We start from the raw sequence: 15,527 nt of genomic DNA, 5'->3' as shown, positions 1-15,527 counted from the left end.
GATGACGATTCCGCTGAAGGTCGACGACATCGCCAGCTATCTGGCGGAAACGGGCTGGGAGCGGGATCCACAAGGCTGGCGCGGGGCGAGTGTCTGGCAACACCCGGGCGACTACGAGGTGTTGGTGCCCGCTCGCGACGGCATGGGCGACAACGACCGCCGGGTACGGGAGATCCTGCGCTGTCTGTGCGCGCTGGAGGACCGGCCGGCCGGTGAGATCGCCCTGGAGATCGCCAGACCGCAGCTGGACAAGCAGTCCTTCCGCACCTTTCCCACCGGCCACGACTCCGGCTACACCTCACTGCTCCTGGGTATGCAGGCGGTGCTGGGAGTCCGCAATGTTCTGGCCGCGGCGGCGCGCACCGTCGTACAGGGCCCGCACTTCGCCTTCGCCGGCAGGCAACCGGGCGTGGTGGGCGACCTCTTGCGTGCGGCCGAACTCGGCCCCTCTCGCGCCGGGAGCTATGTCGTGGAGACCCGGGTCCCGGCGGATGCGACGGTCTGGTCGCCGAGTGGAGAGAACGTCACCGGCCGGGCCGTCCTGGTTCAGATGCATGAGGCGGTGAGCGCAGCGCGGGCAGCCGTGGCGGACGGCGACCCCGCGTCATTCGACGACACCGTCACGGCCGGCGTCTCCGCGGATCTGTGCAAGGCGCTCAGCGAACTCAGCGGCGCCAAAGGGAGCGAGCCGTTCGACATCACGTTCCGGTGGGCGCGCTCGCAGCCACTCGATGCGCCGTCACACGTCGTCTCCTTCCCGGAGACTTCGGGCTCGCTGCTGTCGGCGGCGCACGAGCGACTTCGTCGCCTCAACGCCGGCGGTGCCGCGACGGTCTCCGGTGTGGTCGAGGGGCTGCACGACGACGCATCCGGCAACGACCGGTGGCGGATCAGGGTCCGCGGCGACCTGCGCACCGAGCATGCCGAACCGGTCCGGCGTGCTGTCTGGGTGCGACTTCCGGACCAGGAGTCGTACGACCGCGCCATCACCGCGCATCGGGAGGGGCGCGAGGTCGAAGTGGCGGGCGAGTTGTCCAGCACGACCGGCCGGGTGGAGCTGGTGCCCGGGCGGGAGCTCGACATCTGAACGGCTTTCGGCCCACTGAGGCCTCATCGAGGAGGGGACTGTGCCGACGGAGTTGACCTTACGGGACCACGCATCGCTGTTTGCCCTGATGGTGGTCGCGCGGCCGGTGACAAACCGTGAACTGCGCGAACTCGCCGGTCTGGAGATCACCGCGGCCGTACGCCGACGCGTGAACGAGGATGCCGAGCGGATCGCGACCAAGAAGCGCGGCGCGGTCAACACGCACCAGCTCACCCCTGCGGGCCGGAGCTGGTGCGAGTCCGCTCTGGTGGCCGGTCGCCCGGACGGAGCGAAGTTTCCGGCTGGGGTGCTGTATGCGGTGCTGGACAACGTCGGACAGTATCTGGCCCGCTCGGGCACCAAGTTCGGCGAGTTCTTCAAGCCCGATGTCGAGAACTGGATCCGCGCTGTCTACACGGAACTCACCGTCCGCCGGGAACCGGGCAGTTGGGTCAGACTGTCGGCGCTGCGTCCGTGGCTGGTGGACCTGCCGCGAGGGGTTGTCGACGCCGAACTCGACCGGATGATCGAGCAGCCCGACGTACAGCTGATGGCCGGACTGAACCAGCGCACGCTGAACGACGACGACCACAAGGCTGCCGTCGAGATCGGCGGCGAACCCCGCCACCTGCTGCGGATCGGACCGGCGTGAACAGGGAAATCGCGGCCCTGAAGACCCTCCACATCAGCACCGCGCCGACGCAGGACGAGGTCTGGAAGCCGGTGGCCTACCACGTCGACGGCCTTCATCCGGAGGTGTACCGGCGGCTGGAAAGGGCGATGAGCGCCGTCGAGCGCGCCCACTCGCCGGTCGCGGCGGTGGTGTGCGGGGAGCGGGGATCAGGCAAGACGCATCTGCTCGGCTGGACCCGCCACGAGATCCAGGAGCGCGGCGGCTTCTTCTTCTACATCAAGCTCGTGACCGGCCGGGACTTCTGGGAGGGCGCCACTGACAGTCTCGTCGGCAGTCTGTACCGGGAGGACGAGGGCGGCCAGTTGCAACTGGTTCGCCTGCTCGGAGAGCTGTCGCGCCAAGCCGGCCTCGACACGGAGACCCACAACGCCCTCGTCGGTGAGCGCGAGTTGACGCGCGCGCATGTCGACGCGTTCGTGCAGGGCATCCGCAAGATCGACCGGCAGGTCGGCAACGAGGCCGGCGATACGGCCCGCGCGCTGGCGCTCGTCGCCTCCACAGGCGATGCCGCGGGGGTCGGCCACGCCTACCTCGCACTTGGCGACGACGATCCGGGCCGACGCGCCGCCTGGGGGATGTCGTCGCGCGGGAGAGCTGCTCAAGTCCTGCTCCGCGATCTCACGCGCCTGTTCGCCCTTGCCGGACCGCTGGTGTTCGCCTTCGACCAGCTCGACAACCTGGTGGCTGCCGAGAAGGCGACCGCGAAAGGGCTGACCAAGGACATCGCTGCCGGCTTGATGGATCTGCGGGAGGAAACCCGCCGGACCCTGATGGTCGTGGCGTGCCTCCAGGACACCTGGGAACTGATTTCCCGATCGGCACTTCGTTCCGCCCTGGATCGGTTCGACGTCCTGCCGACGCTCGGAGCGATTCCCGACGCGGACACGGCTGCCGCCATCATCAGCAGCCGATTTCGCCAGGGCTACGAGGCGGAGGGGTTCACCCCGCCCTACCCGACCTGGCCGATCAGCCCGGCCGCGCTGGCCGAAGCTCCCCACCGCTTCACCGCACGGCGACTGCTCAAGCGCGTCGAGAAGCACCTCACCGAGTGCGAGCGGACCGGCACGGTCATCGAGCTGACCTCCCTGACAGACGAAGAGCCCAGGACGGCCGTACAGACCCCGCACGCGAAGGCCGGCAACCTGCACGCCCTGACCGAGTCCTTCGAAAAGCTCCGAGCCGAGGCCGATGACCTCCGGCCCCTCGATGCCACGTTCGAGGATGACCTGATGCCGGCTCTGCTGGGCGTCGGGCTGCTGAGCCTGGTCAAGGAACTCGGTGCGGACGAGACAAGGTTCCTCATCGAGACCGACTTCGGCCGCAAGGCGGCGCTGCACGCCCGGTTGCGCTATGTCGTGGACGAGGCCAGCGAGAACGAGATCCACTGGTCCTTCCGGGCGATCGCCGCGAGCAACGCCATCGCCGCCCAGACCCGGATCCGTAGCGCGGCCGTGGAGGCCGGTTTGACGGCCGGTCTGGCGAGCCGCCGGCTGATCCTGCTGCGCAACATGCCGTACCCGAGCGGCCCCAAGACCAAGGAGATCAAGGACGACTTCGAGGCGCGGGGCGGGGTGTCGTTACCGATCGGCGCCGCCGACCTGCGAACCCTGGCCGCCCTCCGGGCCATGCTCGACGACCGTACGTCGGGCCTGGACGAATGGCTACGACAGGAGCGCCCCGCCTCCCGCATCGAGGTCCTCGCGCCGGTGCTGGCCGATCTGCGGCAGCATCTCGGCATCGCGACCGCGGATGCCGGCTCCAGGGTGGCGGAGGACGCCGAGCTCGCTCGTACCGACATCGTCGTCGGAACCACGGTCCGGGGCAGCCGTCCGTTTGCGATACCCATGGAACGGCTCCGGATGCACACCGCGGTGGTCGGCGCGGCGGGATCGGGCAAGACGGTCCTGATCAAGCGGCTTGTGGAGCAGTGCGCGCTGCGCGGCGTCTCGGCGATCGTGCTGGATCCGAACGACGACCTGGCCCGGCTCGGCGACCCCTGGTCGCGGCCGCCGAAGGGCTGGACGGACGACCATGAGCGCGAGGCCCGACGCTATTTCGCGGATGTCGAAGTGGTGGTGTGGACACCGGGTCTGAACCGGGGACGTCCGATCTCCTTCCACCCGCTTCCCGACTTCGGGCCCGTCCTCGACGACGAGGACGACTTTCCCCGTCTGGTCAGGTCGACCGTGACCTCACTCGCGCCGCACGCCGGTGTACGTGGCAGCAGTGGTCGCGCGACCCAGCAGCTGGGGGTCCTCAAGCGTGCCCTCGAACGGTACGCGCGTGACGGCGGCAAGACCCTGGCCGGCTTCGTCGAGCTGCTCGCCGAGCCCCCGAACGACATCGTGAACAGCAGGACCATGCGCTTCGCGGTGCAGATGGCGGACACGCTGGAAGCCGCGATGGAGACCGACCCGCTGTTCGGGGAGTCCGGCGCACCTGCCGATCCCGGCATGCTCCTGATCCCGTCGCCGGGAAAGGCCGCCCGTATCTCGGTGATCAGCTTCATCGGCCTGTCCGGCGACGGACCGGCCCAGTTCGTCAGCCGCCTCCAGGCGACCTTGTTCTCCTGGTTCAGGGCAAATCCGGTCGGCGACCGTGCCCTGGGCGGGCTGCTGGTGATGGACGAGGCGCAGAACTTCGTGCCCTCCGGGGCGTCGAATCCGAGTACGGAGAGCACGGTCGAACTCATCCGCCAGATACGCAAGTACGGGCTCGGAATGGTCCTTGCTTCGCAGGCGCCCAAGGGGATCCACAACCAGGCACTGGGCAACACCGTGACCCAGTTCATCGGCCGGCTCACCGCCAATGCTCAGATCGGCGCGGCCGAGGGCATGGCACAGGCGCGGAACACGGTTCTCGACAACCTCGCCGGTCTCCCGCGCGGCATGTTCAACGCCGCAACCGAAGGGACCGGATTCAGCAAGATCGAGGTGCCGATCTGCCTCAGTCACCACGATGTGCCGCTCACGGAGGACGAGATCGTCGAGCGAGCCCGCCGGGGTACCTGAGCGATCGTGAGGTGGTGAGGGCGTCCTGGCCCATGCCGAGATCCCGGTCCGTAACTCGCCGGGGCCAGCCGTCGGTCTGGCGGACAGCGGGTGGCTACTCCTGCTCGGTCGGTATCAGGACAACGCCCGTGACCCGATCCGAGTTCCCAGCTCACGGGCCGGTTCCGGCGCGCCCTGCGGGTCCCGCGGGTCCCGTCGGAACGCCCACCCCATGTTCGGCTCCACCACGCAGCGGAAGATCCGCCGGACGGGCGGTGTGCACAGCAGCGTCACGATCGTGGCGGCTGCCACCGTGACCGTGAGCTCGCCGAGCGGCCGGTGGATCCAGTCGGGCGAGTACCAGCCCCAGAACTTGGACCCCTGGGCGACGAACCCGTGCAGCAGGTAGCCGTAGAGCGTGCCCGCGCCCAGGGCCGTGAACCACGTGCGCCGCCCGGGCACCCAGGCCAGGAAGCAGGCGACCAGGACCATGGAGCACCCGAAGGACGCCAGCGTCATCAGCGGCCCGTACCAGGTGGGCGCGCCCAGTTCCGGGGCGCTGTCGCGGTGGAAGAACCAGGAGCCGGTCATCCGTGGCACCGTCCAGTACGCCACGGCGAGCGCGGCGGCGAACACCGGGACCGCCAGCAGGCGCACCCGCCAGCGGCGCACCAGCCGGAAGTGCTCCGGCCGCAGGCACAGGCCGAGCACGAAGTAGGGCAGGAACTGCAGGACCCGCTGCAGGTCGAGGTCGTTGCCGATGGACGGCGAGACGGTCGCCAGCGCGGCGATCACGAGGGCGAGCGGCAGCGGCCATCGCACGCGCTGCCAGATCGGGGTGGTCAGCCGCCAGACGAACAGCGCGACCAGGAACCAGGTCAGATAGAGCGGGTCGAGCAGGCTGATGGGCCGGTCCGGCTGCTGGTCGGTCCAGCGGGTGAAGAGGGTGTACGCCGTCTCGAACACGACGTACGGCACGGCCACCCCCGTCACCAGGCGCCGGATCCGGCCCGGGCTCGCGTCGAAGCTGCGCGAGAAGTAGCCGGAGACGACGATGAACGCCGGCATGTGGAAGGCGTAGACGAGCGTGTACAGCGCGGTGACGGTACGGCTGCCGTCCCGCAGCGGCTCCCAGGCGTGTCCGACGGCCACCAGCACGATCGCCAGGTACTTCGCGTTGTCGAAGTAGGAGTCACGCTCCTTCGCCCGCGCATGCGGCGGGGAGACCCCGCGCTCCGGCAGAGCGGTTACGGGAGCTTCGGTGGTGGCCACCGTGGCCTGGTCCTGGGACATTACGACCGCCTCACCCGTTCCGACGGCCGTAAACCACCCCGTACGGGTCCTGGCGTGAACTCAGTGGTTGACGCCGGGGCCCGTGCCGGGCGGCCGGGCGCCGGTCAGAGGTCGAACTCGTGCGGCGGCAGGTCCAGGGTGAAGCACGCCTCTCGTACGACGGCCTGCTCGGTCTTGTCGAAGTCGCCGTCGGCGCCGCCGATGACGATGCCGATCTGGATGACGGCACGGGCCTCGGCGGGCTTCTTCTTCGCCTTGGCGATCTCCTGCAGCACGCTGACCTTGCCGAACGCGAAGTCCGTGGTGAGCTTGTTCAGGTTCTCCTCGAAGCGGCGGCGCAGGTCGTCGGCGGGGAAGTTCTGAAGGACCTCGTTGGTGGCGATCAGCTGGGCGACGCGCTGCCGCTCGGCCGGGTCGATGGTGCCGTCGGCAGCCGCGACCAGGGCGCACATGGCCATGCTGGCGTCACGGAAGGCGCCGCTCTTCAGATCGTTCTTCTTCGCCACGAGCTGGGTCTGCATCGTCGTCGCGGATTCCTTGATGCGGTCCCACAGGGCCATGAGAACTCCATGTGTTTCGGTGTCGTATGAGATCTACAGCACCGTAGAAACTAGTGGCGCGGCGGATAAGTTCCGTCCGTTCCAGGAAAGTTCACCTGCCGCGCCACGCCGCGAAAATCCAGTGCCCGGGACCCTCCCCGCTCCCTACACTCGCCACGCACCGTGCGTCGCCGTGACGCGCGGGCAGGCGAGGGGAGGACGGCCGTGCGGTACCGCACCGATGTCGTCGTCCCCTGCGCCCAGTACGAGGTGATCCTCGTGTCCCCGTCCGTCCGGTGCCCGCTGCGCGGCCGGTACCGGATGCCCGTGGCGAACGTCTGACACGACCCGCCGCCCTCACCGGCGTGCCATGGCCGTGCCCGCCCCGCCCGGGAAATCGCGCTGCCCGATCCAACGGATCAACAGATCACCAGATCACCAGAAAGGCCAACGGGCCGTGCGCACCGACACCAACCCCCTCGTCCTCGTCCGCAACCTCGGCATCCTCGCCCACGTCGACGCGGGCAAGACCACCGTCACCGAGCGGATCCTGTACGCCACAGGCACCATCCACCGGCGCGGCGAGGTCCACGACGGCACCACCGTCACCGACTTCGACCCGCAGGAGCGCGACCGTGGCATCACCATCTTCGCCGCGGCCGTCAGCTGCGACTGGGACGGCCATCGGATCAACCTGATCGACACCCCCGGGCACGTGGACTTCGCCGACGAGGTCGAGCGTTCGCTGCGGGTTCTGGACGGGGCGGTCGCGGTGTTCGACGCGGTGGCCGGAGTGGAGCCGCAGAGCGAGTCGGTGTGGCGGCAGGCCGACCGGCACGGCGTGCCGAGGATCGCGTTCGTCAACAAGCTGGACCGCGCGGGCGCCGACCTCGACACCGCGGTCGCCTCCATCCGGCGGCGGCTGCATCCGGCGCCCCTGGTCGTGCAGTTGCCCATCGGCACCGAGGACCGCTTCACCGGTGTCGTCGACCTGGTGCGCATGCGTGCCCTGGTCTGGGCCGACGGCGGCGACGGCGTCGAGCACACGCCCGTGCCCGACGAACTGCGGGACGAGGCGCGGCGGCGCCGACGGCTGCTGGAGGAGACCGTCGCCGAGCTCCACCCGGCCGCGCTGGAGGAGTTCGTCGACCGGGAGTCGCTGTCCGCCGACACCCTCGCCGGCGCCCTGCGGGACCTGACCCGCAGCGGTGACGGCGTGGTGGTGCTGTGCGGCTCCGCCTACCGCAACCGCGGCATCGAGCCACTGCTCGACGCCGTCGTCGCCTACCTGCCCTCCCCGCTCGACGTGCCCGCCGTACGGGGCACGTACGACGGTACGGAGCAGGAGCGCGCGGCCGACCCCGCGGCGCCCTTCGCCGCGCTGGCGTTCAAGGTGAACGCCACGCCGACGGGACGGCTGACGTACGTACGGATCTATTCGGGCACGATCGGGAAAGGAGACGCCGTGTGGGACGCGGGCACGCGCCGCGCCGAGCGGATCGGGCGCATCCTGCGCGTCCAGGCCGACCGTCATGTGCGCGTGGAGCGCGCGGTCGCCGGGGACATCGTCGCCGTGGTCGGGCTGAAGTCGGCCCGCGCCGGCTCGACGCTGTGCGCTCCCGGGCATCCGCTCGTCCTCGAACCCCCGGGCGTCACCGAACCGGTGGTCTCCGTGGCCGTGGAGGCGCGACGCACCACCGACGCCGACCGGCTGGCCTCGGCGCTCGGACGGCTTGCCGAGGAGGACCCCTCGCTGGTCGTACGGACGGACCCCGAGACCGGTCAGACGGTGCTGTCCGGCATGGGTGAACTGCATCTGGAGGTGGCGGCGGAGAAGCTCCGGCTCGCGCACGGGCTGGAGGTCAACGTCGGCCGCCCGAGGGTGAGTTACCGCGAGACCGTCGGGCGCGGGGTGTCCGGTCTGGTCTTCCGGCACGTCAAACAGGACGGCGGGGCGGGCCAGTTCGCCCATGTCGTCCTCGATGTCGAGCCGCTGGCGGCCGGGTTCGAGTTCCGGTCGGCGGTCGTCGGTGGGCGGGTACCGCAGGAGTACGTCCGCGCGGTCGAGGCCGGCTGCCGGGACGCCCTCGCCGAGGGCCCGCTCGGCGGACACCCGGTGATCGGGCTGCGCGTCACCCTGACCGACGGGGCGACGCACGTGAAGGACTCCTCGGAGACCGCCTTCCGTACGGCGGGCAGGCTCGGCCTCCGGGAAGCCCTGCGGGTTTGCGCGATGGTCCTGCTGGAACCGGTCGCCGAGGTCACGGTCACCGTGCCCGAGGAGTCCGTCGGCGGGGTGCTCGGCGACCTCGCCGCCCGCCGCGGCCGGGTCTCGGGCTCGACGACGCGGGCCGGCGCGGCGGTGGTGACGGCCATCGTGCCCCTGGCCGAACTCTTCGGCTACGCAACCCGGTTGCGCAGCCGGAGCCAGGGCCGGGGCACGTTCACCGCCCGTCCGATCGGCCACGCACCGGCACCGGCCGCGGCAGTGACCCGGACCTGAGCGGTCCTGGGGAGGTCCATCGCCGACCCGCGGCCCACCGCCGCCCCGCGGCGGAGCCGCTGATCGGCACAGCCGGCGAAGTGCTCAGCGGCCGGGGTGGCCCCCATCCGCCCATGGGTGGGGGCCACCTCCGCGTGCGCTCCCGAGCACATGCGGTGTCCACTGACTGCGACCCCAACTACCATGGATCGCAGCGTGAGACGCACGCACTCGGCACCACGGGAGGGCGGCGGCGTGATGACGACACCCACGCCACTGTTCGGAATCGGCGGCCCGACCGGTGTCGACGCGGCCGACGCGATCCTGCGCCTCGCTCTCCGGGCGGACCGGCATGGCCTGGACCTGTTCGCCGTCTCCGACCACCCCTACTTCGGCACCCGTCTCGACGCCTACGCGATCACCGGCGTCGTACTCGGCCGCACCGAGCGCATCTCGGGGCTGGTGAGCGTCACCAACCTCCCCAGCCGCCCCGCGCCCATGCTCGCCCGCACGGTCGCCTCGCTCTCCGCCCTGACCGGCGGCCGCCTGGTCCTCGGGCTGGGCGCGGGCGGCCGGTGGGACGACATCGAGCGGCTCGGCGTGCCGAGGCTCGGCCCCGGCGCCGCGGTACGGGCCATGGCCGAGGCGATCACCCTGATCCGGGCCCTGTGCGACGGGGGCGAACCGGTCACGTTCCAGGGGGAGTTCTACGAGGTACGTGACCTCGAACCCGCCCCCGTGCCCGCGCCGCCCGTGTGGACCGGCTCCGTCGGCCCCAAGTCCCTGGCCGTGACAGGGCGGTTGGCCGACGGATGGATCCCCGGACAGGCCGCCGACTGGCTCAGCCGCCGCTACCGCGAGTCCCGCCCGGTCATCGACGAGGCGGCGGCGAGCGCGGGCCGCGACCCCGGTGACATCGCCACGGTCTACAACATGCCCGGGGTCATCACCCCTGGCCCGGTGGACGCCCCGCGCGACGCCGGAGGCCGCTGGCGAGGCGGCTCGGTGTCCCAGTGGATCGAGGAACTCACCGGCGCGGTACTGGAGTTCGGCGCTTCCGGCTTCGTCCACTTCCCGGCCGGCGACCTGCCGTACGAGACCGCGCTCGACCTCTGGGCCCAGGAGATCGCCCCGGCGGTACGGGACGCGGTCGCCGCGGCCGGGAAGTGACGGCCCGTCAAAAACCCGTCAGGGGTACGACACCACCGTCGACGGCGTGGTCGAGGTTCCCGAGGTGGGCGCACCGATGTCGTTGATGACGTGCTCGTACTGGCCGTTCCCGCCCAGCGACACCACCAGCAGGTCGTGGAAGCGCACCCCCGGCGTGTTCGGCGCCGCGAAACCGCTGTGCTGCACGATCGTCGGGTCGAAGGTGCCTCCAGACGCACGTTATCGGTGTCGCTGCCGCTCGCGCCGCCACTGCTGAATCTGGGTCCAGGACGGGACGAACGCGCAGACCAGAAGGGCAACAACGAAGTAGAGCGCGATGATAAGTAGGACCTCCAGAGTCGTCCACACGACGCTCATGGCCTCACCTCCAGTGGGGGCCAGGAGTATAGCGAGCGGGCATGACGAAGGCCCCGGTCATCTGTGAAGGGGAGCACAGACGAACGGGGCCGGTCAGCGGTCGCGCTACGAGCCGTCAGTTACAGGTACAGCGGTGACGATCTTTGCAAGTCGGTAGTCACCCCACAGTCGTCGTCCCTCCGGGCATCCGTTGTTCGGCGTATCCGCCTCAGTGCACACCACGCAGCGCTCACCCTTGTCGTTGTGGGTTACGTGCTGCATCCATGCCCGGTAGACGGCTGTTGCCTTGTCCTGGGGTTGTTCGCTGCCGTTCGGCTGGTCCACTACGCGGCTCCCCGGTAGTTCTCCTGGAGCCACTCAGGTGCGCTACTGGTGTGCGCGTACGCCCGTGCGCAGGACGGGTCGGCGTACAGCGCGTGGCCAGGGCCGGACGAAGTCTCCGTGCTCCCGATGAAGACAGGCTCGGTCGTACCGAGTCCGCAGAGAGCACAAAATTCCCATCGGTCACAAGAGGTCGTCGCTTGCGCCTGACCGATGGGTTCAGGTGCAGCGACCTTCTCAACGCTTGCGCGTTGTCCGCTGGCGGTCATTCTTCGGTTGTCCTAACTGGAAGTCAGGTCCGGCCCGGATAGCCGGACCGCTTCCCATCAGGCTAGCGCTGCGTATGGCCTTCGTCACGCTCTTCGTCAACCACATAGGTGGTGAGTCCAACCGTCACGGTCGTTGCGCCGTCCTCGACTTGCTGTGCGGCGCGGTCGAACTCATTGGCGCGCGCTTCGTTCTCCTTGGCGGTTCGATGCCACAACTTCGCCTTGTCCTGAAGCTTGTTCAGCAGCGTTGCTGTGTCGTTGTACGTCCGCACCTTGGGCGGGAAGGCTGGCGACTCAGATTCCATACCCGCAGCGTACCCAGCGGTCAGGCAGCCATCGGAGGCGCGTCCGCCGGGACGGCCTTGCGGCCGAAGGGTATGACGCTGGACAGGTGCGCCAGGTCCTCGTTAACGGCCTCCGTGCGAGGCACCCAGGGCGTACCGTGCGGCTGGTACCGGCCGGCGATCGCGTCCCAGGCCCATTGATCCCGTCCGTAGACACGGCCCGAACTGGAGCCGAAGACGGTGACGTTGAAGCGCTCGCCGACATCAGCGGGACGGAGCATGGTCGCCACGGTGAACGAGTACGAGCGCAGGACGCGCGGGAGTTCGTTCACGTTAGCGATCCGCTCGACCGCCAGAGGGTCGGTTCCCGGCCAGGTTCCCCAGGTCCATCCGAAGGACGTAGAAACGGGCACAAAGGCACGGAGCATGACAGAAAGCACAGACACGGATTCCCCCCGCGTTAGGTGTAGTTCCCACTTGGACAGTACGTCAAAGGGAAGGTAAGAGGAGCGTGTGGTTCCTGTGAAGATGCTTGCGTTATCGACCTGTTAGCTACCGGCTAGTAGGCCATGGCCAAAGGTAAAGGCCCCCGAAGGGGCCTGGTCAGAAGGTTGCAAGGGGTTGCAATGCGGTCTAGTCCACTGCCTACGCAGCGCCGGTCTGGGCGTCGTTCCAGTCCTTCAGGTAGCGCCGGCCGGAGCGGTCGCTGACACCGAAGTACCTGGCCAGCGCCTTGCCGGAGAGCGCCGTTCCCTCCGCGCGGATGTCGTTCACGGCAGCGCAGATTTCGGTCATGGTCGGCTTCGTGGCGATCGTGAATACGGGGACAGTCTCCGTATCCTCGTCCTCGTCGGCCTCCGGGGCGTCCTCCTGGTCCTGCTCGTCGGCCAGGACCTCGTCCAGCGGCGAGGACTCCTCGTTCACCGTGTGGTTCGGGAGGATCATCATCGGGCCGTCGGCGGACCAGGTGTCGGCCAGCGACTCCGACAGGCCGTTAACGACCGGGGCGGCCTGGGCCTCCTCGCCAGCGATCGCGTGGTGAACCTGGCGCATCAATGCACCGAAGGCCAGGAGGGCGGCGGTCGGAGGCACGGCGGCGACCAGGTACTCGATCTTCTGGGCGCCCGCACCCACCCCGTAGACGTTCAGGCCGATCGAGCCGACCGACCCGGCGACGGTAAGGCCGATCGCCCAGAAGTCCCGCCGCTTCGCCAGAGCGGCGACCAGCATCATGATCTCTCCGGCGACGATGAACAGGTCCAGGGTCGCGGGCCATGCCCAGGCTCTGGCCGTGGAGTTGCCCAGGCCGTGACTCGACGCCACGTCGTGAAGGTGCGCGTAGGAGAGCCAGAAGGCCGCAGCGGTCAGGGCGACGATGACCAGACCGGCGGTCAGGGTCAGGCGGGCGCGGAGCGTGTTCACGGTGAGGTCCTCTCAAGTCGTTAACGGAAAGGCCCCCGGGCGGTCCAGGGGCCAGGTGGCGGTCACTGCGAGGGCATCTGGCCCAGGTCGATCAGGACCGGGTCGAAGGCGCGGAGCTGGCCACCCTTCATGAGGTAGTTGGCCAGGTTCAGGCCGCGCCCGGTCAGGACGTCGTACACGTTGTGGCCGACCTTGACCCGCTCGGTAAGGCCCATGCGCAGGAGGGCGTTCCGCGTGCCGTGACCGGAGCCCCAGGCGATGACCCAGCGGAGCTTCAGCTGTTCACGGTCGGCCTTGACCACGGTCTGGGGGCCGCTGCCCTCGAAGGCGCCGGCCAGGGCCAGGGTCTGGGCCTTCGTGATTCGCATGATCGCCATTGGGGTGTCCTCTCGCTAGGCGCCTCAGTCGAGGCGGCTGGGAGCACTGAAGTTAGCCGACTCAATTGAGTCGAGTCAAGTCCTACTCGGAAGGGCCGTCCTCGTCCTGGGTGGTGCTGACCTCCATCAGCTCAGCGCGGAACACGGCGGCCATGGCCAGGCCGACATAGCCGTCCTCGCCGGCCACGTTCACCGCGTGCTGGACGATGTCGCCTACGCGCTGGTGCTCCGGGCCCAGGAGGCACTCAGCCTCCGACTCGGAGATGTCCAGGAGGACGGCCAACGAGCGGACCGGGACGCGGAAGTCGGGTACGCGCTGGTTCATGGCCAGGAAGAGGAGGGCCGCGTGTTCACGGACCAGGTTCAGGTCCTCGTACAGGGTGTCGATGTGGGTCGACTCGTCGAGCGTCTCCAGGTCGCGGTCCGACAGCGGCTCGTACGGTGCGCAACGGTCGTCGCACTGGTGCTCAGGGTTCCCCCAGGCTTCGAGGTCGGACACGGCTTGCTCCTTCGGTAGGCGCCTCCACTGAGGCGGCTGGAGGGGGCCCAGGCGCGGACCCCCTTGCGACCGTCCGGGGAGGACGTCCCCTCAGTCCTCGTCGAGGGCCTCAGCGATCGGAACGCCCTGCATGGCGGCGGCCAGCTCCAGGGCCATGCGCTCCCCGCCCGTCTTGGCCACCAGGTCCGCCCACTTCTTCGTGAACGACGCACGGGCCTTGTCGCGGTCCTTGCGCACGCGGGCGGCCTCCAGGTCGGCGATCCCCGCCTTCGACATCTCGCGGGCCACCTGGGCGTCGTCCTTGAACTTGCCCATGAAGCCGAAGGAGGCGGCCAGGATGTACGCCTGGCGCGGGGACAGCATGCCGAGCACGCGGCGGACCAGGGCCCGCTTGACCGCGTCCTCCGTGGCCTTCTCCAGGATCGCCCGCTGGGCGTTGAGGGCGATCGAGCCACGGCCCAGGGCAGCGTCCGTCTGGGTCTCGGCAGTGGAGGCCTGCGGGCCTTCCTGGCGCTGGTTCTGGAGGGCGGCCAGCATGTCGACGGCGGCCCCGACCTCGAAGGAGCGGCAGGGGAGGGACTCGAACAGCTCCAGGTCCTCGTCCGTCACGGTGCCAGCGCGGAAACGTTCCATCGCAGTCAGCACGCGGGCGCGGGTCTCGGAGTCCTTTGGCGTCGGGAGGTTCGACTCCAGGACGCGGGTCGGGACGACCCACTGGACCGGACGGAAGCCAGCGTGCGCGACGTCCGCTGCGTGCTCGACCAGCTGGGCGTCAACCAGGGTGTCGGCGATGGTCGTATCGGCCTCCTCGCCAGCGGTCGGCGTGAAGATCGAGACCATGCCCTGGTACGCCAGGCGCGCGGCGTAGGCGGCCTCCGGCGACATGCGGATGCGGGACTTGTAGGCCCCGCCGTTCAGGGTCGCCACCAGGCCCTTGTCCTGGACCGCCGACTCGGCAAGGTTTACGTAGTCGGACTCCGTCATGGTGTGGTTCACGTCTGCGGCGCGGAAGTGCTTGACCATCTGGGCGAACAGCTTCTTGCCGTCGGAGTCGTCGTCGGTGCCGTTCAGCATGTCGCGGCCACGGGCGGGAAGTTCGCGCTCCACGTAGCGGAAGGCGTAGGCGCGGAAGTCGTCAACGCTGTCCCCCTCGTAGCCAGCCAGGCACTCCAGGGCGATCAGGTCCGCTTCCTGAAGGAAGTCCTCCGCGTAGGCCGCTCGCAGGCCCTCGCTGGCGTCGCCCTCAGTGCGGGACGCGGTGCGGCGGGCGATCGCGGCGAAGCGGGATTCGAGGTCGGCCAGGATCGACGCTGCCGCGTCCCGGTCGCCAGCCTTCGCGGCGGCCAGCGTCTCGTCCGTGACCTCCTCACTGATGACGGAGCCGATGACCTGGGCGCGGGAAGTGACGTTCACGGAGGTCTCCTCTTGGGAGGCCCCCGGTTCCGGGCATGACTGGGCCAGGGCATGGCTGTGCCAGGGCATGGGGAACCAGGGGGAAGCGGAATGGGAAGGCGCCCATCCGTTCGCGGCTGATCGGGCCGCGCCTTGTGGACGCCTTGTGAAAGTAAGCGACTCAATTGAGTCGGGTCAATGCGATCTGCGTTCAACTGTGAGGCACCTGATGCCGTTACCGGCTGGTAGCAACAGACGCGTGACGCCAGATCGGACCTGGGTATGAGGACGTATCCGCAGGTCGGCACGTTTTGTGATGGAAGTGTGGGCAACCGTGAACGTCAGCCGACT

Annotated in this window: 13 protein-coding genes and 1 pseudogene; 5 read left to right on the top strand and 9 right to left on the bottom strand. The window is 69.3% G+C overall.

Annotated elements, in window-relative coordinates; all coding sequences use genetic code 11:
* The first annotated feature begins 1 nt into the window (after position 1).
* The 3 genes from MQP27_RS08060 (at position 2) to MQP27_RS08050 (ending at position 4,792) form a co-directional block, all read left to right on the top strand.
* Positions 2 to 1,087: a hypothetical protein gene (locus MQP27_RS08060; protein ID WP_242762915.1), complete on the top strand. Its 1,086-nt coding sequence runs from the start codon at positions 2 to 4 to the stop codon at positions 1,085 to 1,087.
* 106 nt (positions 1,088 to 1,193) lie between these two features.
* Positions 1,194 to 1,739 (top strand): hypothetical protein, encoded by a 546-nt coding sequence (locus MQP27_RS08055; RefSeq protein WP_242762912.1) that lies wholly within the window; start codon positions 1,194 to 1,196, stop codon positions 1,737 to 1,739.
* Positions 1,736 to 4,792 carry a helicase HerA domain-containing protein gene (locus tag MQP27_RS08050; RefSeq protein WP_242762910.1) on the top strand — a complete coding sequence of 1,019 codons (3,057 nt, stop codon included), beginning with the start codon at positions 1,736 to 1,738 and terminating at the stop codon, positions 4,790 to 4,792. Before MQP27_RS08055 ends, MQP27_RS08050 begins: the two co-directional genes overlap by 4 nt.
* Before the next feature lie 114 nt (positions 4,793 to 4,906).
* Here the strand turns inward: MQP27_RS08050 and MQP27_RS08045 are convergent, their stop codons facing one another.
* Together MQP27_RS08045 and MQP27_RS08040 are read right to left on the bottom strand one after the other, a co-directional pair.
* Positions 4,907 to 6,064: an acyltransferase family protein gene (locus MQP27_RS08045; protein WP_242762907.1), complete on the bottom strand. Its 1,158-nt coding sequence runs from the start codon at positions 6,062 to 6,064 to the stop codon at positions 4,907 to 4,909.
* A 104-nt stretch (positions 6,065 to 6,168) separates the two neighbouring features.
* On the bottom strand, positions 6,169 to 6,624 hold the full coding sequence (locus MQP27_RS08040; RefSeq protein ID WP_123968634.1) for a tellurite resistance TerB family protein: 456 nt from the start codon (positions 6,622 to 6,624) through the stop codon (positions 6,169 to 6,171).
* Positions 6,625 to 7,060: 436 nt separating this feature from the next.
* Here MQP27_RS08040 and fusA point away from each other — a divergent pair, with 436 nt between their 5' ends.
* Both fusA and MQP27_RS08030 read left to right on the top strand, forming a co-directional pair.
* A complete protein-coding gene (gene fusA / locus MQP27_RS08035) occupies positions 7,061 to 9,106 on the top strand; it encodes an elongation factor G (RefSeq protein ID WP_242762904.1) in 2,046 nt (681 codons plus the stop codon).
* A 195-nt stretch (positions 9,107 to 9,301) separates the two neighbouring features.
* Positions 9,302 to 10,255, top strand: coding sequence for an LLM class flavin-dependent oxidoreductase (locus MQP27_RS08030; RefSeq protein ID WP_242762902.1), 954 nt, complete (start codon positions 9,302 to 9,304; stop codon positions 10,253 to 10,255).
* Positions 10,256 to 10,273: 18 nt separating this feature from the next.
* Here the strand turns inward: MQP27_RS08030 and MQP27_RS08025 are convergent.
* The 7 genes and pseudogenes from MQP27_RS08025 to MQP27_RS07995 form a co-directional block, all read right to left on the bottom strand.
* Positions 10,274 to 10,453: pseudogene (locus MQP27_RS08025) on the bottom strand (coagulation factor 5/8 type domain-containing protein); the annotation flags it as partial.
* Between the two features lie 811 nt (positions 10,454 to 11,264).
* The gene (locus MQP27_RS08020) at positions 11,265 to 11,507 is read right to left on the bottom strand and encodes a hypothetical protein (RefSeq protein WP_242762898.1); all 243 of its coding nucleotides are present in this window, start codon (positions 11,505 to 11,507) and stop codon (positions 11,265 to 11,267) included.
* A gap of 20 nt (positions 11,508 to 11,527) precedes the next feature.
* Positions 11,528 to 11,818 carry a hypothetical protein gene (locus MQP27_RS08015; protein WP_242762896.1) on the bottom strand — a complete coding sequence of 97 codons (291 nt, stop codon included), beginning with the start codon at positions 11,816 to 11,818 and terminating at the stop codon, positions 11,528 to 11,530.
* 313 nt (positions 11,819 to 12,131) lie between these two features.
* Positions 12,132 to 12,908, bottom strand: coding sequence for a DUF2637 domain-containing protein (locus MQP27_RS08010; RefSeq protein ID WP_242762894.1), 777 nt, complete (start codon positions 12,906 to 12,908; stop codon positions 12,132 to 12,134).
* A 62-nt stretch (positions 12,909 to 12,970) separates the two neighbouring features.
* The gene (locus MQP27_RS08005) at positions 12,971 to 13,285 is read right to left on the bottom strand and encodes a hypothetical protein (RefSeq protein WP_242762891.1); all 315 of its coding nucleotides are present in this window, start codon (positions 13,283 to 13,285) and stop codon (positions 12,971 to 12,973) included.
* 82 nt (positions 13,286 to 13,367) lie between these two features.
* On the bottom strand, positions 13,368 to 13,784 hold the full coding sequence (locus tag MQP27_RS08000; RefSeq protein ID WP_242762889.1) for a hypothetical protein: 417 nt from the start codon (positions 13,782 to 13,784) through the stop codon (positions 13,368 to 13,370).
* A gap of 90 nt (positions 13,785 to 13,874) precedes the next feature.
* Positions 13,875 to 15,197, bottom strand: coding sequence for a hypothetical protein (locus MQP27_RS07995; RefSeq protein WP_242762880.1), 1,323 nt, complete (start codon positions 15,195 to 15,197; stop codon positions 13,875 to 13,877).
* Positions 15,198 to 15,527: the final 330 nt, after the last annotated feature.

Source organism: Streptomyces cylindrosporus (assembly GCF_022698165.1).
GTDB lineage: Bacteria > Actinomycetota > Actinomycetes > Streptomycetales > Streptomycetaceae > Streptomyces > Streptomyces cylindrosporus.
The sequence above is the reverse complement of the archived record's forward strand: the minus strand, read 5'-3'. Positions and strand labels throughout refer to the sequence as shown.